This is a genomic window from Sphingomonas radiodurans (assembly GCF_020866845.1).
GTDB classification, from domain to species: domain Bacteria; phylum Pseudomonadota; class Alphaproteobacteria; order Sphingomonadales; family Sphingomonadaceae; genus Sphingomonas; species Sphingomonas radiodurans.
In genome coordinates this window covers 1,822,315-1,843,263 of sequence record NZ_CP086594.1, presented here as the reverse complement: position 1 = coordinate 1,843,263, position 20,949 = coordinate 1,822,315, and the positions used below count along the sequence as shown (strand labels likewise).

At 64.1% G+C, this 20,949-nt stretch carries 11 protein-coding genes, 2 tRNA genes and 1 pseudogene; 5 read left to right on the top strand and 9 right to left on the bottom strand.

Annotated features, from left to right (window positions below; translation table 11 throughout):
- Positions 1-41 precede the first annotated feature (41 nt).
- Positions 42-2,405, bottom strand: a complete 2,364-nt coding sequence (locus tag LLW23_RS08840) for an ATP-binding protein (protein ID WP_228944730.1) — start codon at positions 2,403-2,405, stop codon at positions 42-44.
- Positions 2,406-2,605: 200 nt separating this feature from the next.
- Here LLW23_RS08840 and LLW23_RS08835 point away from each other — a divergent pair, with 200 nt between their 5' ends.
- Together LLW23_RS08835 and LLW23_RS08830 are read left to right on the top strand one after the other, a co-directional pair.
- The gene (locus tag LLW23_RS08835; protein ID WP_228948416.1) at positions 2,606-5,515 is read left to right on the top strand and encodes a S8 family serine peptidase; all 2,910 of its coding nucleotides are present in this window, start codon (positions 2,606-2,608) and stop codon (positions 5,513-5,515) included.
- 8 nt (positions 5,516-5,523) lie between these two features.
- On the top strand, positions 5,524-7,524 hold the full coding sequence (locus tag LLW23_RS08830; protein ID WP_228948415.1) for a putative bifunctional diguanylate cyclase/phosphodiesterase: 2,001 nt from the start codon (positions 5,524-5,526) through the stop codon (positions 7,522-7,524).
- A gap of 474 nt (positions 7,525-7,998) precedes the next feature.
- Here the strand turns inward: LLW23_RS08830 and LLW23_RS08825 are convergent.
- The 4 genes and pseudogenes from LLW23_RS08825 to LLW23_RS08810 form a co-directional block, all read right to left on the bottom strand.
- Positions 7,999-9,032, bottom strand: a pseudogene (locus LLW23_RS08825) (IS110 family RNA-guided transposase).
- 129 nt (positions 9,033-9,161) lie between these two features.
- Entirely contained in the window at positions 9,162-11,582 is a 2,421-nt protein-coding gene (locus LLW23_RS08820; RefSeq protein WP_228948519.1) for a DUF3320 domain-containing protein, read from the bottom strand.
- Between the two features lie 229 nt (positions 11,583-11,811).
- Positions 11,812-13,038 carry a DUF4011 domain-containing protein gene (locus LLW23_RS08815; RefSeq protein ID WP_228948414.1) on the bottom strand — a complete coding sequence of 409 codons (1,227 nt, stop codon included), beginning with the start codon at positions 13,036-13,038 and terminating at the stop codon, positions 11,812-11,814.
- 200 nt (positions 13,039-13,238) lie between these two features.
- Positions 13,239-13,328 (bottom strand) — tRNA-Ser (locus LLW23_RS08810).
- A 171-nt stretch (positions 13,329-13,499) separates the two neighbouring features.
- Here LLW23_RS08810 and LLW23_RS08805 point away from each other — a divergent pair.
- The 3 genes from LLW23_RS08805 (at position 13,500) to LLW23_RS08795 (ending at position 14,622) form a co-directional block, all read left to right on the top strand.
- Entirely contained in the window at positions 13,500-14,297 is a 798-nt protein-coding gene (locus tag LLW23_RS08805; RefSeq protein WP_228948413.1) for a DUF1134 domain-containing protein, read from the top strand.
- A 24-nt stretch (positions 14,298-14,321) separates the two neighbouring features.
- Positions 14,322-14,516: a DNA gyrase inhibitor YacG gene (yacG, locus tag LLW23_RS08800; protein ID WP_408642032.1), complete on the top strand. Its 195-nt coding sequence runs from the start codon at positions 14,322-14,324 to the stop codon at positions 14,514-14,516.
- Between the two features lie 30 nt (positions 14,517-14,546).
- A tRNA-Phe gene (locus tag LLW23_RS08795) sits at positions 14,547-14,622 on the top strand.
- Between the two features lie 274 nt (positions 14,623-14,896).
- Here LLW23_RS08795 and LLW23_RS08790 read toward each other — a convergent pair.
- From LLW23_RS08790 to cuyA, 4 genes are all read right to left on the bottom strand, one after another.
- Positions 14,897-17,689 (bottom strand): M14 family metallopeptidase, encoded by a 2,793-nt coding sequence (locus LLW23_RS08790; RefSeq protein WP_228948411.1) that lies wholly within the window; start codon positions 17,687-17,689, stop codon positions 14,897-14,899.
- Between the two features lie 14 nt (positions 17,690-17,703).
- The gene (locus LLW23_RS08785; RefSeq protein WP_228948410.1) at positions 17,704-18,978 is read right to left on the bottom strand and encodes a M20/M25/M40 family metallo-hydrolase; all 1,275 of its coding nucleotides are present in this window, start codon (positions 18,976-18,978) and stop codon (positions 17,704-17,706) included.
- 222 nt (positions 18,979-19,200) lie between these two features.
- Entirely contained in the window at positions 19,201-19,926 is a 726-nt protein-coding gene (cuyB, locus tag LLW23_RS08780) for a cysteate racemase (RefSeq protein WP_228948409.1), read from the bottom strand.
- Complete coding sequence (cuyA, locus tag LLW23_RS08775) at positions 19,923-20,933, bottom strand: D-cysteate sulfo-lyase (protein WP_228948408.1); 1,011 nt, start codon at positions 20,931-20,933, stop codon at positions 19,923-19,925. Before cuyA ends, cuyB begins: the two co-directional genes overlap by 4 nt.
- Positions 20,934-20,949 lie beyond the last annotated feature (16 nt).

Below are 20,949 nucleotides of genomic sequence, written 5' to 3'. Positions count from 1 at the left end.
CCGTAGCGGCAGAATCCGAAGAAAGTATTGTCGCGGTCGCATCAGGCAGCTGCCAGGCGCGCAAGCGGCATTTCACGGGGCTGAGCGAGCAGCTCGTCAAGCGCAGCCGGCAGGTGGAGCGGCGGCATAGTCCGGGCGACCGCCCCGTCAGCATCGCCTGCCGCATCGCCAAGCACCACGATCAGCGCGTTCGGAGCGATAGAGCGCAGCCGCGCGATCTTATCGACGCTTGCCTCCTCGTCCACGACGATCACATCCGCTGCGTCCGTAACCTCCGCCACCTCGTCCACCATGACGACCTTCGCCGCCTCCCCCAGGCACGCCTCGATCATCGCGGCGAACAGCGGGTTGGGCTCGACAACGAACACGCACGCATCCGCCACGCTGGACACCGTCCCATCGCCGCCCGCCATACGCCCCGCCGGCGCGTCGATCACGCGCAGCGGCAGGCTCAACGTGAACACACTGCCCTCCCCCAGCGCGCTGACCACCGAGATGTCGCCGTCCAGCGCCTGCGCGAGCTTGCGCGAGATCGCGAGGCCAAGCCCGGTCCCGCCGAACTGCCGCGCGGTGCTGTTGTCGGCCTGCTGGAACGGCTCGAAGATCGCCTCGTGCTGCGCCGGCGCGATGCCGATTCCGGTGTCGGTGATCGCCAGCACCAGCCGGTCGCCGTCCGCCGCCGCGCGCACCCGGATCGTGCCGGCGGCGGTGAACTTGACTGCGTTGGAGAGCAGGTTGAACCCGATCTGGCGCAGCTTGCGCTCGTCCTCCTCGATCATCGCCGGCGCATCCGTCAGGTCGACCTCGAACGTAAGGCCCTTGCGCTCCGCCGCGGCGCGCCACAGCCCGGCGACGTCCTCGATCAGCCCCGGCAACGCGACGTCGCTGCGCTCGACCTGGACACGGCCCTGCTCAATCTGCGCCATGTCGAGGATATCGTCGACGATCGCCCGCATCGTGCTGCCCGCGCTGTCGATCAGCCGCACCTGATCGCGCACACCGCGATCCAGGTCGCGCCGCTGCATGATCACTTGCGTCATGCCCAGGATGCCGTTGAGCGGCGTGCGGATTTCGTGACTAGTGGTCGCGAGGAATTCGGACTTCGCCTTCAGCGCCTTGTCGAGCGCAGTATTCGTCGTCTCGAGCTGGCGATTGGCAACGCGTGTCTCGTTGCGGCTGCGGCGGATCCAGAAGAACGCCGCCGTGCTGACGATCGCCAGCGCAAGCGCGCCGAGCAGCAGCAGCAACTGCTGGTGCGCCCGCGCCCGCTCGATCGCGATGTCACGCTGCAACTGCCCTTGCCGCAGCCTGGCGATGCGCAATTCCTGCGTGGAGAAGTCGAATTGCGCGGCGGCGAGCGCGGCGTTGGTCGAGGAGCGGATCTCGCGCGCCTCGTCGTCGAGCCGCTTGAACGCCGCCATATGCTGCAGCGCGCGCGGCATGTCGCCGCTGGCCTCGAACGCCTTCATCGCGCTCGCGTGAAAATCGCGAAAGTAGAAATTGGTCTTGGCGAGTTCGACGCCAGCAAAGGTGCGGTCGAACAGCGCCACTGCTTGCGGCACGTCGCCGCGCGCCAGCGCGACCTGCGCCTTTACGCCCCACAGGAACGGCCGCCACTCCGCGGTATCGCTGTCCGATGCGGCGGCCAGCCCGCGATCGGCAAAGCGAATGGCCTCGACATAGCGCTTCTGGAGCAGGGCGACCGCGGCAAGGTTGTTCCACACCCGCACTTCGAGCACCGGGCTCTCGAGCGTCCTCGCAAGCTTCAGCGCCGTGCGGAACTGCGCCTCCGCGCGGTCATACTCGCCCAGTTCGCGATAGGCGAGGCCAAGATTGTTCGCCGCCGCCTGCAACAGCGCGGGATCGTCGGCATGCACCTCGGCGGCCTGCGCATAATAGCGCAGCACGCTCCGCTGATCGCCCGCGAAACTGTAGATCGTGCCGATATTCTGCAGCGCGATCGCCTGCGACCGCGTCTCGCCTAGCTTCGCGAAGATCGCATGCGCCCGCCGCAACAGCGTGAACGCCTCGCGCACGCGGTTCTGATCGAGCGCGATCGCGCCCTGCGTCATCAGGATGTCGCCGTGAAGCTTGGTGCCGGGCTGCAGCCGCTCCGCGTCTGCCAGGGCCCGCGCGCTGATCGTCAGCGCCCGATCGAGCTCGCCGAGCCGGCCGAGCGCTTCCGCCTCGAGCCAGTCCGCACGGATTCGCTCGCCGGCCACATCGCCCGGCGCCGACGCCAGCTCGCGCCGCGCTTGCGCCACCAGCGCGACCACCTTGTGCGGATCGACTACCATCGCCGCGCGCGCCCGATCGAGTGTCGCGGCCGGTGCCGCCGCCCACACAGGTATCGCGCCCGCGATCAGCGCCGGCATGATCAATCCCGCAAGCAGTTTCGAACGCATGTAGCCGTCATCCCATCATAGATCGGGTGGGTTTAGTCACATGACGTTAAGATCACCCTCACAGCATACGTTATTGATCGACGGGTTAATTGGTCCTTCACCCCGTTTGATTCCCTTTTCCAAGGGGAAAGTCTTCAGAACGGCTGCTGAACCGCAAGGTATGCGATTCGCACAGGGGCCGTCCGATGAGGTATCGAGTGATGTTGGCAGCAGGTGTGAGCGTGCTCGCACTCGGGACGTCCACAGTTGGGGTGGCGCAGACGATCCCCGGTGCTGTCGACGCGTCGAAGACCCGGCCCGCGCCGACGCCCACTCCAACAACAACCGCGACCACGAAGCCGCTCAAGCCGCTGTACCGCAACGTCCGCGCCTTCTACCGCAACGTCCGAGCGTTTTGGGGCGACGTGAACCCGTTCTACCGCAACGTCCGCGCGTTCTGGGGTGACGTCGACCCCTTCTACCGCAACGTCCGCGCGTTCTGGGGCGACATGGACCCGGCCACGATGGCAACTGCCGCCGGCTCACCTACCTATTCCTTGGTCGGCCCCTTCTGGCAGGGCCTCGGAACGCAATGGGAAGGCATCGCCACCTCCTGGCAGACCGCTGGCGACTACAATCTTTTGACCGCCGTCCGCTACAGATTGATCGCGTCACAAATGTCGACGCTCGTCTCGACGTCGCGCTCGTTCTGGGGCGCCGCCGTCACGAAGCAAACCGGCAAGAGCTTCGATGCGGCCTTTGCCAACCCGTTCCTCGCGAAGTACGGCATCAATCTCAACGATCCGGCATCGCTCGCCAAGCTCGACGCGTCGCGGCAGTCGCAGTTCTTTATCGAATGGTACGACGGCCTAATGGCCTTTTCGGGCACCGATCACGCCGATTGGTGGATGAAGTCGGTCAACTGGACGCCGAAGCTCACCCAAACGATGGGCGCGGGTGCTGGCTCCACGCTGGGCTTGGTCGACGACTATTCGGCGAAGACGGTCAGCGTCGTCGCCAAGGTGGACGACCTTTCCAAAAAGGCCGGGTCGGCGGGCGGCCATGGCGAGGGCGTGCTCAGCCTGATCGTGTCGCCGCACGACGGCAAGGGCATCATGGGGATCGCGCCCGCCGCCAAGGTCGTCGCCTACAATCCATTCGACGCGACCGGATCGGCCGATTGGACCACCGTGTCGGCCGGCATTCAGGCGGTCGCTGCAAAAGGCGCGACGGTAATTAACCTGTCGCTGGGCGAACCCGGCGTCACCTTTTCGCCCGAATGGCGACGGATCTTCACGAAGTCCGAGATCAACACCCACAAGGACAAGACGCTTTACGTCATCGCGGCGGGGAACGATGGCGTAAGCCAGTCGGGCATCGTCAACATGGCCGGCGCGCTCGACACGACCTTCATCGTGGTCGGCTCGGTCGGCCCATCGGGCATCTCCGAATTCTCGAACCGCCCTGGCACCGTCTGCCTCACCGACGGCGGCACCGAATGCAAGGCGAGCACGTCGCTCAAAGAGAGCGGCTATCTGATGAACCGCTTCATCGTCGCGCCTGGCGAGCTGATCCTAGTGTCGGACGGCGCCGGCGGGCTCGTCCGCCAGTCCGGTACATCGCTCGCCGCGCCGCTCGTCACTGGCGCAGTCGCGCTGATCCAGGATCGCTGGCCGTGGATGCGCGAAAAGCCGCGCGACATCGCCATGGTGATCCTGGGCTCGGCTAAGGATATCGGCGCGCCCGGGATCGATCCGGTCTATGGCGTCGGCATGCTCGATGTCGAGGCAGCGATGTCGCCGTTGAACTTCAACAATCTGAAGTTCTATCTCAACAACACGTCCGGAACGTCGCAGTCCGAAGTTTCCGTCTCGACGCTGAAGAACCGCGGGCTCCAGTCTACCTGGGCGTTCAACAACATGTATTTCACCGCGTTCGAGAAGCTCGATCAGGTGGAACGCGATTTCCTGATCCCATTATCGTCGCGACTTTACGGTCAGCGGCGCGGCGGCGAGTATTTTCAGGAGTTCGTCTACAACCGGATGGTGAGTTGGCTCAGCCGGCCAAGCTTCGCTTCAGGCGCGGTCGGCTTTGCCGACGGCATTCAGACCGGCGCGCTGCCCGCAGGTGACGGCTGGAACGTGCAGATGAGCGGCCGCGTCCTGTCGGGCTATGCGGGCGACAGCACGGCGCGCCGCGCGCTGCTCCGCTCCACCGTCAGCCTCAGCGCGCCGTCGGGTGGATTCGGGCTCAGCTTCGGCAGCGGTGACGGTGCGGTCGCGGTCGGTGGTCAGCCCGGCTTCGGGCTTGCAGCGGATTTCGATCCGCGCAGTGGCGGCGTCAATCCGCTGCTCGGCTTCGCCAGCGGGGGTGCACATGCTGCAACTCAAGTGGCGGTTCTACCAGGCCTGCAGCTGCGCGCCGGCTACACCGAGCAGCGTCGCGCACTCGGCGCGGATCTGGCCGACATGCCGACACTGATCGATCGCAGCGCACTGGGCGGCGTGCCGCGGTACAGCGCCCGCGCAACCGCTGTCGGCGTCGAATATCAGGCCGCACCATGGCTGCGTCTCTCGGCATCCGCGACCAATTTGCGCGAGCCGACCGCTTTCCTCGGCGTACGTCCAATCGTCGGCGACGATCTGGCCGGCGGCACCACCAGCCGCGGCATGACCATCGGCGGCCATGCGACGCTCGGCAGCGGCGTCTCGCTGTTCGGCTCGGCGACGACCGCGACGAGCCGGTCGGCCGTCAACGACAGCTCGCTACGGATCGGCGCGGAGGGTGTGTCTGGCACTTCGTTCCAGGCCGGCATCGCCAAGCTTGGCCTGCTCGGCAAGACCGACGCGCTCCGGATGACCGTGGCCCAGCCGCTCAGCTACGACCGCGGCGCAATCGAGCTTACCGAAATGCAGGTGATCGATCGCGACACGGGCGAAAAGGGGCTCGTCACGCAGCGCTATGCGATCGGTGACGCTCAAGCGCGTCGCTTGGTGATCGAGGGCAATTACGGCGCTTCGATCCTCGATGGCCGTGGCCAAGTCAGCCTGTTCGGTCGCGGCGAGCTGCGCGCGCTCGAAGCGGGCACGCCGCGCCTGATGTTGGGTAGCCATTTTCAGATCGCGTTCTAAGCGCACCGATGCCGCCGCACGCTTCCCTCGTCTCGCATGTCCAACGTGACCGTGCTGCGCTGGTCGTGGGCGTAGTCGCGGCCGCGTTCGCCACGGTGCAGACTGCAGGGCAAGCAGGTGTAATTGAGCGGTGGCGACAGGCGCTGGCATCGGGCGGGTGGCACCTCGACGAACTGCTGCTCCTGTTCCTGGTACCATTATTGGCTTTGTTAACGATCAGCGGGCGCGCAGTCGGTCAGCTTCGCCGAGACATTGCCGGCCGCGACCGCGAAAGCGCGCGCACGCGTGATCTGGCGCTGCGTGATCCGCTCACCGGGCTCTTCAACCGCCGCGGGCTCGATGATGCACTGGCAACACAATGCAGCGGAAACCGGCTGGTCTTCGTCGCTGATCTCGATACGTTCAAGGCGTTCAACGACACCCATGGGCATGCGGTCGGCGACGTACTGCTTCAACGCCTGGCCGACCGCTTGCGCTCGATGCAAACTGCGTTCGGTGGAGTCGCAGCGCGTCTGGGCGGCGACGAATTTGTGTTCGTCGCCCCGCCAATCCCCGACGAGCAAGTAATCCGCGAGCGCTTGTCCGCACCGCTCTTCCTCGAATGCATCGGCGCGGTCGACGTGTCGGTTGGCGCTGCCCGCTGCGATGATATCGACAGCGTCGAACAGGCGCTCGAATCCGCCGATCTCGCCATGTACAAAGCCAAGCGCGATCGCGCCCTGACGCGCGCCTCGCTTGATCATCCCGCCGAGCGCGCTTTCGAGCGCGACCCCGCTCACGATCCCCTCGTCGCCGCGACGTACGCAGTCGTCGCGATCGGTGTAGAGCAGTTCCGCAGTGTGAAGCATGCGCTCGGCTATGGACACGCCGGCAAGCTGGCGCGCGCAATGCGGGAACGCGTTCAAGCGCATTTTCCCAACCTGGCAGTCGAGCGGCTAAGCTCCGACGTCCTCGGCGTCCTAGTCCCGGTCGAGGCAGTCGAGGAAACGATCGCAGCGCTCCAGATGCTCTCCGGCAGCTATCTCCTTGAAGGCGTCGCCGTCGAAAGCGGAATGGCATTCGGCCATGCGGTGCCCAGAGGCGACGCCGGCCTGCGCGACACGGTCGAGCAAGCACAATTTGCGCTTGATGAAGCGCGCCGCCTGGGTCGCGTAAGCGTCAATTTTGACTATAACGCGCAGCTGCGACAGCGGGACAATGTCGAGCTAATGAACGATCTGCAGAATGCGATCACTATGAACGCGCTGCAACTTTACTATCAACCAAAGGTTGATGCCCGAACGAACTTGATCGATAGCTTCGAAGCACTGGTCCGATGGCCCTGTGTTAAACGCGGGATGATCTCACCGGCAGACTTCATTCCGGTAGCTGAAGAAAGCGGCGACATACGAGCACTGACGCTTTGGGTCCTTGAGCGCGCGTGTGCTGATCGGGTAATACTCGACAAACTCAAGATCATGCAACCTCTATACATTAACATCTCGGCGCGGCTGGTAAGTGATGATGCCTTCACGAAACGGCTTATCGCCGCCTTGCTTTCAACCAACGGTCGGATCGGCATCGAAGTGACGGAAACTGCAGTTCTTGAGAACCCTGCCTGTGCGCTTGATAATCTTTCACTCATTGCGACCGCCGGCGTTCCAATCGCAATTGACGATTATGGCGCGGGGCTCTCCTCGCTTACCTACCTTAAACAGATGCCTGCAAACGAACTCAAGATTGACATGAGCTTCATCAGGGACTTGGCGGACAGCCACCGCGGTCCGCTTATTGTCCGCTCTACAATTGATCTCGCGCATAGTCTTGGATTGCGGGTGACGGCGGAAGGAGTCGACAAACCTGAGATTATGGCGCTGCTGAAGGTTATGGGTTGCGACATCATCCAAGGCCACCAGATCGCCCGTCCGATGACCCTAGAGGCTCTTCTCGGCTTTGTTGACACATACGTACCTGAGGATCTCGCCGCCGCGCCGATGGCTGCCCGCCTGCTCGGTTATGCAGAGAGTTGAGAACCTTTCCGAGGATGTGGCAGCGACATCGCGGTCATAGTCAGGATTCCTCATCGGCAACTATTTGAGTTCGCGCGAGATTACTTGAGCGCTGAGGCTCAGGATTTCTTTTCGAGATTGCGGGACGAAATGATTACTGACGCGACGGGTGTGCCCATCCGCCTGAACGAAAGACTATTTACGGCCGCCCCCGCCGGTAAGCGGACGGGCAGCTTTCCACCAGTGGACGCCCCTTCGATTGCAAGCGGTTTTCTGGAGGTTCTGACACGTAGTCGGATGCTGCCATCTGTCCGGCCTGTAATGCAGCGGTGAGCTGCTGGCCCGTATGGGAGTTCGCGGACCGGAACCATATCACCAACGGCGTGCTCGTGGCACGGTGGAAAGCCCTGGTTCTTCCGGCCCCGTCTCGCCGACTGTTGTGCCATACCCTCCTTCGACCGACTGCGCCCTCCGACGCCTCTGGCCCGCCTCGGCTTACGCCGCGACGACGACCGGAGCTCTGTAATCCTCTTGTTGACCAGCAACGCCCACACGGTGCGCGCCATCTTGTTGGCCAGCGCAACCGTCACCAGCATACGCGGTTTTCTGGCGAGCATGCCTTCGAGCCATGAGCCGGCCGGCGCACCGCGCTTGCTTGCCTGGAGCACGACCGCGCTGGCACCGATGATGAGGAGGCGCCTCAGCGTTCGCTCGCCCATCCGCGAGATCGCGCCCAGCTTCTGCTTGCCGCCAGTCGATGCCTGCTTTGGCACCAGGCCGAGCCAGGCAGCGAAGTCGCGCCCCTTGGCGAACATCTCGGCCGGCGGCGCTATCGCGGCGATGGCTGTGGCCGTGATTGGACCGATCCCAGGGATGGTCATCAGCCGGCGTGCTACCTCGTCCTCGCGGGCACGCCGGGCGATCTCCTTGTCCAGTGCCGCTACCCGCTTGTCGAGTTCGGCTAGCATCTCGACCATCATCGCGAACATCGGCCGCGCCGCCTCGGGTAGTGTCTCGCCGATCTCGCCGCCCTCGAGCAGGTCCGCCAGCATCGCCAAGTGCGCTGTGCCCTTCGGCGCGACCCAGCCATACTCGGCCAGGTGACCGCGGATGGCGTTGCCCAGTTGCGTGCGCTGCTTCACCGCGAGGTCGCGTGTGCGGAACACCAGTGCCGCCGCCTGCTGCTCCTCGGTCTTCACCGCCACGAACCGCATGCTCGGCCGCTGTGCCGCCTCGCAGATCGCCTCGGCATCCACCGCATCGTTCTTGTGCCGCTTCACGTACGGCTTCACGTACGCCGGCGGGATCAGCCGAACTTCATGACCAATCGCCTGCAGCTCGCGTGCCCAGTGATGCGCACCGCCACACGCCTCCAGCGCCACCAGGCAGCGCGGGTGAGCCGCAAAGAAGTCGAGCAGCTTGCCGCGCGTGAGCCTGCGGCTGAACACTGCTCGTCCGGCAGCATCCGCCCTGTGCGCATGAAAAACATGCTTGGCTATATCTAAACCGATTGTGGTAACTTCCGACACGGACGCCTCCCTCAAGTGGTGTTCAACACCTCCACTTTGGCACATCGATGCCGTCGGGGGGCGTCCACCCCATCACCAATGGTTGCATGCAAACCGAGCGAGGTGCCGGTGTACGGTGCGCCTGCCGGACTAGGATGGAAATCTTTCCCTGACATAAGCATGGGTTTCACTCGGACCGAAGTCTTGGGTCGAATTTCCCGAGCGAACGAAGAACCGTTCGGTGGTCGCTCCATTGCAATCAGAGAGCGATACGAACACCGCTAAGTTTGCCGACTCTATGTCTACCCGGCAGACTTCGACGCTGTCCTGTTGAGGAAATGATATCCTGATCTTCGACGCCCGGAATGCCGAGCCGAAGTGCTTGGCGAGCAGGTTCGTGAGGTGTAGTTCCAGCTTGTCACGGCCGCCTCCGATGCTGGCGTAGTCCTTGGAAAGCCCGGGCACCGTCCCATCGTCCGCCACGCCGATCAGCAGTATCCTCCCGGAACGGGTTGCGAGGCCGGCCAGCGTCTTGATGACCACGTCCTCCAACTTCCTGTTGGTTTCGGCGAGCGCGACGTCCCAGCGGAGTGTCTCCTTGAACTCGAGCCGCTCGCTCTCACCTTCGACGATCAACGCCGCAAGCGGACTTGGTCGCTGTTCGGCCTTCGTGATCGTTGGCGCAGCCGATCCCGTGACCAGCATTCCATTCCGCCGCGCGAGCCTATCGCCGCTCACCGCCTCGGCGATGATCCCCAACAGCAAGTCGCGAAGCTGTCCGCTTGTCGACTTGAAGCCGACGGCGCGCGCCGCCGCCTGGACGACCTGATCGTCAGTGGCGCCATAGTTCTCGAGGACGACGCGAAGAATTTCTATCGCGAGCTCCGCCGGCGGCAAGCTGTCGGACTTCCGGAGGGAAGGCGAACGGACGTTGCTGCGGTCGCGGACCTTCGCTGTCTTCACTGAAATGCTCAGGAAGTTACCCTCCTGAGTCATGCGCCCTTCTCGGACCGACACCTCAACAGCCTTTTCGACTGCTTCCTGGATCCGACCGCCTGCACGCTTCAAGCCCCATGCGTCCCGAATGCGGTTGACGACTTCGAAGATGCGGACAGGCCCTTCGATCCTGACGACCTCCTCAGCCAACGCCGAGAGAGCGCCACGCGGCGTCTCGTGGAGTTCGCCCATGAGATGACGAGGACGTTCAAGCACTGCCTCTTCGTAAATCGTCGAGGCCACCGGTGCGTCTGCTGCGGCCAAACCGACTTCGGTGAAGCCCTCCCGCTCCACGGTGACGATCTCGACGCCAACGGTACGCCGAGCTGCGGCTCCCGCCGCCTCGGCGTCGTGCTCGGCCTTGGCCGCCTCGATCCGCGCCACGACAAGGTCGATCTGCTCATTGGGCCGCTGGAACCAGTCGGTGCTCCAGACACGTTGGATCGTCCAGCCGCGGCTCTCTAGGACAGATTGGCGCAGACGATCCCGCTCCCTGGCCGAACGGGCGTCGTGATACGACGCGCCGTCGCATTCGATCCCTAGCAGATAGCGCCCCGGCCGGTCGGCGTCGGAGACTGCAAGATCGATGAAGAACCCGGCAAGGCCGACTTGCCGGTGTACCTGGTAAGCCTTTTCCTGAAGCGCCTTCGCGATTTGCTCCTCGAAGACACTGTCATGGTCGCGTCCAGTGCTTTCGGCCATCGTCATCCGCCCAGTGCGGGCGAAATGCAGGGAGAGCTTTAACGCCAGCACGCCCTTGCGCGTCGAGGCGAAGTTCGGGTCAATATCCTCGTCCGAGATGGAGGCGAACACCTCGCAGCGCTGCTTTGCGCGGCTGATCAGCACGTTTAGGCGGCGCTCGCCACCGTCGGTCCCAAGTAGACCGAAACGCATCGGCACCTTCCCCCCGGGAACGGTTGGTCCGTAGCCGACCGAGATGAAGATGACGTCGCGCTCGTCCCCCTGCAGGTTCTCAAGGTTCTTGACGAAGAACGACTCCGACGGATGGGTCTGGAAGAAGCCTTCTACCTTCCGAGGCAGGCTACGGCGAAGCAACTCCAGTTGATCCAGGATCGCCCGGCGCTGCGCGGCGGAGAAAGCAGCTACGCCGAGGGAAAGTTCGGGATGCTCGCGGGCGTGCGCGACAATCGCCTGCGCGACGATCTTCGCCTCGACCGTGTTCGTCCTTGTGGCGCCCGCATCGAACACGCCCTGCGCGATCCGATGGAAGCGCAGGCCCATCCCGGCCTCGGCGGTGTACGGGCTGGGAACGATGAACAGCTTGTTCTCGTAGAACTGGCGATTGCTGACGGCGATCAGCGACTGGTGTTTGCTGCGGTAGTGCCAGCGCAGCATCCGCATCGGCAGCCCACGGGCGGTGAACAGGCCAAGAATGCTTTCGATGTCCGCCACGCGGGTGCGCGCGTCGTCGTCGTCGTCTGTGCCGCCCCCCGTCATCTTGGAGAAGAATGCCGTGAGCGGTAGCTGCTTCGGATCACCGACGACGACCACCTGCTTGGCGCGCGCTAATGCTCCCAGAGCGTCCACGGGCTGGATCTGACTCGCCTCGTCCATCACGAGCAAATCAAACTCGAACACGCCTGGCGCGAGGAATTGCGCGACTGACAGCGGGCTCATCATGAAGACGGGCTTGAGCGCCTGCACCGCGGGCGCCGCCTTTTCCATTAGCCGGCGGATCGGCATGTGCCCGCGTTTGCGCGCTATCTCGGCGCGGAGCACTCCCAACGGCCCCACCGAGCCGCCATCGCGGGCTGGGACGGCGTCATGGTGGGCGCGCACGACCTCAAAACTCGCCGACGCAATGCGCTGCCGATCCATGTCCGCGAAATCGCGCGCCAGTCGGCCGTGCAGCGTTCCGTCGAAGGTGCCGAGCTCCGGCTCTACCTTGATCTGGTCCGTCAGCGATCGCTGATGCAACAATGTTTGCGATGGTCTGGCTTTTCCCGGTGCCCGGTGAGCCCTGTATGACCATGTCCCGTCCGCGCCTGACCTCGTGCACTACAAGTGCCTGCGAACTGTCGCTGTCCACAATGTGGAGCATCGCGGATGGCGGGATGAACGGATCGATGTTCGCATCCTCGGGGATCATCCCCTCACTGCCGTCGAACCCGTCGGAGAGCAGCCCGCGCACCAGCGTCCGGTCAGTGATCCTGCCCCCGTTCGGCCACGTCTGTGGATCGAGATCGCGGTACATCAGGAATTTTGCAAACGAGAAAAAGCCGAGCACGATAACGTCGGGATGTACCTCCCAGCCCGGCTTCGCCGAGACTGCGTCGGCGACCTCGCCGAAGTAGCTGGCGGGATCAAACCCGTCGTTCGCCTCAAAGGCCGGCAACCGGATACCGTGCACCCGGTCGAGGAAGGCCTCCAGCGAAAGGTTGGACGCGTAGTCCTCTTGCCGCATCCGCAGCTTGAACTTCTCGCCGGCGTTGCCGCGTTCGAGCTGGACCGGGACGAGAACGAGTGGTGCGAACCGGATATTCGCCGCGTTATTTGGATCGATCCACTTGAGAGCCCCGAGCGCCAGGTAAAGGATGTTGACACCCTGCTCCTCCTCAAGCGTCCGCGCGTCGAAGTATAGTTCGAGCAGGCGCTTCTGCAGCCCCTTCGGGGTAAGCCGTGTCTGCAATCGCGTGTCGGCATACCGCGAGAAGATGCCGCGGCCATCGATAATGTCGTCCTCGGGCTGCGCGAGGTCCGCGATCTCGTCGGCCTCCTCGGCGGCGGCCTCACCGTCCACCGGCTCCCCGGACTGAGCCGACCTCCCAGCAAGAAAGGTGAATGGCTTACCCTCCTGTACGAGCAGCCGGAACACCTCGGTGCCGACCTCATCGACGACCTCCACAGCCTTCGCACCCTTCGATGACCGCGGCATGTTGAGCAATCGGTTGCGAGCAGAGAGGTCGAGGAGTTCGGTACGGGCGCGATCGAGCTTCTCGTCGATCGGCAAATCGCTCTGGAAAACGGAGATCGGCAGCTCGCCGTTCTCGATAATTGGGCTGCTCGCCAACGTTCCGTCCCCCGAAGACTCATATATCATTGATAAGGCGCGATACGGACCCATAAGTCCAAACTATCCATCCACGGACTGTCAGCGCTCGGTTGCCCGCCAACGAACGTCAGCGTGCGCCGAGAGCCAATCCGCAAGTGGGCATGCCAGTGGGCACGGCGCCCAAAGTTGGCAAAAAGAGCAGCATAATCAATGATTTCTGGCGGAGACGGAGGGATTCGAACCCTCGGTACGGTTTCCCGTACGACGCTTTAGCAAAGCGTTGGTTTCAGCCACTCACCCACGTCTCCGGGTCTTGCGGAGCGGTGGCTATAGCGGGCGTTCCGCGGGCGAGCAACATCGCATGGCGATTCGCTTTGGCGTGGCAGGGACTCGGGCCGGCGCAGCGTTCATTGCCCGGACAGGTTTAGCGGGGTTAACGTCGGTGATCGGGTTGCGCCCGGCGAACGGGGGATGTGACGATGCGTAGGTTGTTGATCGCGGTTGGAATGATGGCGACGGCTGTCACCGGGGTCGCGCCCGCGCTGGCGATGGCCCAGGTGAAGACGATCGATCCCAATCAGGCGATCGATGGTGATCTTCCCGGCACACGCGTTTCGCCGGCCGCGCCGCGCACCACACCGCGCGCGCCGGTTCAAACGTATCGCGAACCAACCTACACTGGCGAAGCGCCAACGGACCCAGTCCCACCTCAGGCAGCCGCGCAAGCGCAGGCGGGCGGCGAAGTCGGCATCCCCGCCGCCGAACAGCGTGCCGAGGCGACTACCCAGGCCGATGGCACGTTCAAACGCGATGACCTTATCGGCGCAGGCGAGGACGTGTTCGGGAAGGGCGCCGCGGGGTTCGGCTCGATCATCGAGAAAATCCTTAGCGAACAGGGCGAACCCAATGCCTATATCGCTGGCCGCGAGGCGGCGGGCGCGTTCGTCGTCGGGGTGCGATATGGTTCGGGCGTAATGACGCACAAGATCGAGGGGCAGATGCCCGTCTATTGGACCGGGCCGTCGATCGGCTTCGACGTCGGTGGCGATGCCAACAAGGTGTTCGTGCTGGTCTACAATCTCTACGACACTGCAGACCTGTACCGCCGCTTCCCGGCTGCCGAGGGCCGACTGTACTTTATCGGCGGTTTCGCAGCGACCTATCTGCGCCGCGGTAACGTAGTGCTGATCCCGGTGCGGCTTGGCGTCGGCTATCGCGCCGGGATCAACGTCGGCTATATGAAGTTCACCCAGAAATCGAACTGGCTGCCCTTCTGAAGCGGCGGCCGGCATCGCGCATCGATGGTTGCGCAAGGTAGACGCGTCATGATCACCACCTGCCCGCTCTGCGCTCAACCGGCGAACCGCACGCATGCGCCCTTCTGCTCGCCACGCTGCCGTGATCGCGATCTGCTGCAATGGCTCAGCGACGGCTACCTCATTCCAGGGCCGCCGCTAGATCCGGATGGGCTGGACAGCCGCCCCGTGGCTGACTAGGGGACCGCTTCCCGCGCAATCCGCGGACAGGCCCAGGTAGCTCAGTTGGTAGAGCATGCGACTGAAAATCGCAGTGTCGGCGGTTCGAACCCGTCCCTGGGCACCATTTCTACCGCCACCGTTTCATTAGCCTGACGATTCGTCTCCAGACGTCGTTCTGATTAGGCTCGGCCAAGACTGCCCCGGTCATCGAAGCTGTCCGGCAAGCCTAAGACTTGGCGCGGCGCGCGCGGCGGCAGGTCGCTTCCACTGGGGCCGCACGGTGTTCCTCGCCGACGTTGATCCCATTACACTCTGATCCGCTGACGCAGCGCTGAATCAAGAAGGGCCCACCGCGCGATATCCGCGCAATGGGCCCGACTCCCTCGGCAGCGACGCTTTTAATTGTCGGCGCTGGTCGTCATCCCAACTTGGGTCGGGCCGTATAGTGCAGCGTTGAACAGGAATTTGAACGAGGCATAGGGCTGGCCACGCTGCGTCACTTCATTGGCGAGCAGATAGACATGGCCCTTGCCAAGCGACCCGTCGATCACGGTTGCTGTGTCATTCAACGCCTTCTGCCCCCACGCCCAGCCCGAGCGCAGCGGATCTTCGCTCGCGAACCATGCCACGCGCCGCACGCCAGCCTGTCCCGGCGTGAAGCTGTAGGTCGGGTTGTTGTTGTAGAACACGTCGAGCGTCGCGGGCACGCCGTACGCCAGCGGATCAGTCGGATCGACCTTCGCCTGCAGCACCGAACCCGGAACGTAGAATTTCGTGCCCGGCAGCGGGGTGCGCTTTCCCGCCGCATCGACGCTGGTCAGCGCATTGTACACCGGCAGGCCCATTTCGGCGCCAAGCCGCGTCGCATTGCCAACCGCAATCACCGTGCCGCCAGCCTTGGTGAAGGCGGTGAGCTGCGGCACCGTCTTCTCCGTCGTCACATGGCCGAGCGCCATGCGCCATTCGGCCGGCAGATCAGCCGGGTCGGGCTGCCTCTGCGGCGGCCGCCCTTCGCGCCCGAGCACGTCGGACTGGAACACGATCACGTCGTACTTCTTGTCGAGCCCGCCCTTGTCGAGCTCCTGTGGGTAAACGACCGAATAAGGGAATTCGTACTTCTCGAAGATCCAGCGGTTCCAGCCCGACGCCATCGAGCCACCGTAGTGATCAACCAACGCGATCCGCACCGGCTTCAGCTTTACCGCGTCACCCGCCGGCTTGGCCGCAACCGCAAGCGCATCAATGCCGAGCGTCTGAACCGCGGTATCGACGATACCCTTCGCCGCGCCGCCGGCCGGGATCCACAAGGCGCCCGGCGCCAGCGTCTCGCCGCCCACCGTAATCCCCTGCTTGATCCAGAACACCGGGGCGCCGGCTTTCAACAGCCGGTTGGTCAGGATGAAGCCGTTGTTGACCGCGTGGCTGACGACATAGCCGCCCGAGCCACTGCCGATCACGCGGCCGGCAGGCGGCGTCTCGATGACGTCAGGCACTTGCGGAAAGTGCGCGGGCGCGCCGTCGAGCAGCCGATCAAAGGTGACGTTCATCTGATACGCCAGCGTGTAACCGGTGATGTCGTACGGCCGGATCGGCGGGCCGCCGGGATAGGCGAAATCCTGCGGGTGATCCTGCGGCTCGAACATGTCGAGCACGTGCGGACGGAACGCCTGATCCGAACGCACGACATAGGAGCCGGCGGGGTAGCGCTTCCCGCCATAGCTGAATGCCGACGGCGCCTGTTCCACCTCGATGCCGGTCTTGATCAGCGAGTTGAGGAAGGCGACCGTGGTGGGCATGTCGGCTTGGCGATCGGCGGGGATGACGAAGGCGCGTGGCGCGCGATGCTTGGGATCCTGCAGCACCGTCTTGTACAGCGACGACGGCACGATATCGCGCGTATTGTACCCGGCCAAATCGTCGAGTGCGCTGCCTTCACCGGGCTTTTTCATCGCCTCGGCCGCGGCCTTCACGGCGTCGATGCGCTTGGGCGTGATCACCCAGCTGTCTTCGCTGCCCTTCTGGATCTGGTTACTACCCATGATGTAGCGATTGTAGAGCACCACCTCACGGTTGCGCGAAGCATAGTCGAGGATCGACTTCGACATTTCTTTCACATAGTCGATCGACTGCTGGAAATGCCACTTCTGTGGGGCGATCGTCATCGCCGCATCCTGCGTGCCGATCTGCTTTGACGGTACGAGCGGGATCTCCATCGGCGTCGGGCTGCCGATGATCTCGGTCAGGATACCGATCTGGTTATGGAAATAGCCGATCGTGCGCACGCCGCCGTTGAACCAGGTGGAATACGGCGCGCCAGAGCGCGAGACCGATCCACCCATGCCTTTGGCGATCAGTCGCGCGTGCATCGCGGTGCCGACCGCGTCCGTCTGGTTGATGACGAGCGGCTCGTTGTTGAAGTTATACGGGTCGCGGAACGGCGGAATGAACACGACGGTGCCGACTGGCCCGGTCTGGTGCTGATTGTATAGGATCTGCGGGAACCATTCGCGATACGCGGCGCGGTTCAGGTTGGTCGTTTCGGGCTGGGTCGAGGCGTAGCTGTCGCGATTGTTATCGTGCCCGATATACTTCTGGTACAGCACCGGGATCGAGTTGGTGTTGCGCTTCGTCTTGTCGGTGGGGCGCATATACCAGTTTGCGACCAGATCGAGCCCGTCAGGATTAGCGAATACGTACAGCCCGACCGTGTCGTTCAGGATGCGCATCGTCTCGGCGTCCGTGCCGGTCAGCATTTCGTGGATCAGCTGGACGTGGCTTTGCGCATTGACCACTTCGGTCGCGTGCAGCCCGGCGTCGATCCACACCACCGCCTTGCCATCAGCCGCCAGCGCCTTCGCCTGATCGTCGGTGAGCCCCTTGGCCAGCGCGAGCTGCTGCGAAATGCCGCGATATTTGTCGATGTTGCGGATGTTCTCGGGCGAGGAGATAATCGCCATATATTGCTCGCGGCCCTCGGCGGTCTTGCCGATGCTGACGAGCTTCATCCGGTCGCTCTCCTGCGCCACGCGCTGGAGCCACTCGGTCACTTGCTTGTAATTGGCGAGAAAATAATCGGAGCCCGGCTTGGTCTTCAGCACGGTTACCGGATCGGTGATTGGTCGCGTCTGGGCGACCGACGTCGCCGCCATCACCAGCGACAGTCCCGTCGCGGTCAACATCAATGCACGCATCTTTTCTTCTCCCCTTATTTCGCGCCGGCAAGCATCAGGACGGTGGCGAGACCCACCGCCATGCTGGCCACGTCCTTGTCCTTGTCGACGATCATCGATTCCTCGAGCGAGTGCGCTCGCTGGCTCTCGAAACCCGATCCCAGCGTCACCGCCGGAATGCCGAGGCTCATCGGAATGTTCGAATCGCTCGATCCCGGCCCATAGGTCGGCGTGAAGCCGCTCGCCTTGGTCACCGCCGTCGCGATCTGCATGATATCGACGGTGTGCGCGGTCGAGCCGACCGGCCGGTCGCCGACCTTCTTGGCATCGAACGCGATCTTGCCCTTCGCGGTCGAGCGCGCGGCATTTTCCGCGGCGACCGCTGGCGGCAGCAGCGCGAGGAATGCCTGTTCCTCCGCGTCGAGCTCGGCCTTACCCGGCGAGCGCATGTCGATCGTCATCGCGGTCGAGAACGGGATCGAATTGACCGAGGTTCCGCCTTCGAGCAGCCCGACATTATAGACGGTACGCGGCTGCGTCGGCACCTTCATCTGGCCGAACGCGACCATCGCATTGGCCATCGCATAGGCCGGATTGACGATCCCGAAATCGCCATTCGAATGCCCGCCCGGCCCGGTGAACGTCACCTTGTAACGCTTCGATCCAATCCCCGCGTCGGTAATCTCGCCCGCCCGCCCCGGCTCGAACGAGATGAAATAGTTGATCTTGTCCTTCAGCGGGCTTTTCGTGAACAGATAGCGAGTGCCGCGGAGATCGCCCGGTCCTTCCTCGCCCACATTGCCCATGAAGATGATGTCGGCTTTGGTGGTATAGTTTGCCGCCTTCATCGCGCGGATGAAGGCCAGCAATACCGGCAGGCTGCACGTGTCGTCGCCGATCCCCGGCGCGTAGAGCATGTTGCCTTCGCGCCGGACCTTCACGTTGGTGCCGGCCGGGAATACCGTATCGAGATGCGCGGTGACGACGATCAGCGGTCCGCCACCCGTCCCCTTACGCGTGCCATAGACATTGCCCTCGGCGTCGGTGGTCAGATCGCTCATCCCCTCGGCGCGCAGCATCTCGAGGAAGGCAGCGCCGCGCGCGGTTTCCTTAAACGGCGGCGCCTCGATCTCGGTCAGCTTGATCACGTCGGCGACGATGCGCTCGTGATCCGCCGCGAGCGACGCCTTGGCGGTGGCGAACTTGGGGCTCGCGAGCAGCGCCTTGGCCGCCGCGTCGCGCGATTGCGCACTCGCCACCGCGGGCGTCGCCGCCGCGGCCAACAATGCCAGCATCATCGATGTCTTCATACGCGCGACCCCCATCACCGAACCTTACGGGATCTTGCTGATAAACGCGCATGCCGGATCGATCGATCGCCGCCTGGCACGCCCGCCGCCGAGCCGGCCGATTGAGGCCGCGCTCGTCGAACACGCAAAATCCCCCACCACCGTCATGCTATCGACACTTCGCCGAAGCACGAGTCCTTTAGTTGCAGATCGCCCCTTCCCACTGTTCGGAAGGATATAACGTCAGGCTATAGACGTAACATTGTTGCGCGCAGTGAGGACGGCCTGCTGCGCCAGCACGTCGGTCGAGTCAATCAGCGGCACTGCAAGGTCAGCCGGCCCGAGCACCAGCGGCACCTCGGTGCAGCCGGCCACGATCACCTCCGCCCCCCGCGCGATCAACCGCTCGGCCGTCTCGCGCACGGCAGCGCCACCGCAGGCGAGATCCCCCGCCTTGATCGCCCACACCGCCTGCATGAAATGCGCGCGCTCCTCATTGATCGGCACGATCGGTTCGAGCCCCCGCGCCGCCAGCGCATCCTCGTAAAGCCGCGCCTGCACAGCGCCCGACACTGCGAGCACGCCGATCCGCCGCGCCGTCGGATAATCGCGCGCCACGGCAGCGACCGTCTCGTCGATCAGGTTCAGGAACGGCACCGGCGTCGCCGCGACCACCGCATCGGCAAAGGCGTGTGCGGCATTGCACGGCATCACCAGCAGTTCGGCACCGCCCGCCACCAGCCCGCGCGCCATTGCCGCGAGCTCGGCCGCCGGCGACGGGCCGGTCCCCGCAATCGCCGCATTGCGATCGGGGAGCCACGGATTGCTGTCGACGAGCAGGCGCACATTGTCCTGCTCGCTCGCCGCACCTGCCTGCGAATACCGCAGCACTTTGCCCATGAAATCGATTGTCGCCGCCGGCCCCATGCCGCCAAGCACCCCGACGATCCGGCTTGTATGCTCGCTCAATGCGCCACAGCGCCCGACAGGATCGGCTGATACGCATACAACGCCGGCGAGCCACCCGTGTGGAGGAACAGCACGCGTTCGTCCCTGGCGATCTCACCCGACTGGACGAGCGCGATCAGCCCGGCCGCCGCCTTGCCGGTATAAACCGGGTCGAGCAGCACGCCTTCGTGGCTGGCGAACATCCGCACCGCGTCGATCATCTCGGGTGTCGGCAGCGAATAGCCCGGCCCGACCCATTCGTCGCGGCACACGATCGCGTCGGGCGAGATCTCGGCCTCGACACCGGCAAGCGCCGCCACCGCGACCGCCAGCTTGTGGACATTGCCTTCCTGCTCGGCGCGCGGCCGGCGCACGTTGATGCCCGTCACCGGAATGCCGGCACTGTTGCCGATCAGCCCGGCAACGATCCCCGAATGCGTGCCCGCGCTGCCGCTCGCCACGACGATGCGATCGAAGGCGATCCCCATCTCGAACGATTGCGTCAGGATCTCCTCGGCGCAGGCGACATAGCCCAGTGCGCCCAGCGCGTTCGATCCACCACCGGGAATGATATAACCCTTGCGGCCGTCGGCCGCGAGATCGGCTGCCACCTTCTCCATCGCGGCGTGGAGATCGGTTCCGGCATCGACCACCGTCACCGCCTCGACGCCGAGCAGGTCGAACAGGAAATTGTTGCCCGACGCCTCCGGGCTATAGCTTCCGGCGACGCGCTGCTCGAGCACCAGCCGACACTTGAGCCCTTCGCGCACCGCCGCCGACAGCGTCAGCCGGCAATGGTTGCTCTGCACCGCGCCGACCGTAATCAGCGTGTCGGCGCCTTGCGCCAGCGCATCGGCAACGAGAAATTCGAGCTTGCGCGTCTTGTTGCCGCCGCCCGTCAGGCCGAGCAGATCGTCGCGCTTGATGAACAAATCGGCGCCGCCCAGCGCTTTCGACAGATGCGGCATGGGTTCGATCGCCGTGGCGCCGGGCGTGTAGCGCCGGCGCGCGAAACGCGCGAGATTCATTGTTTGATACTCCTAA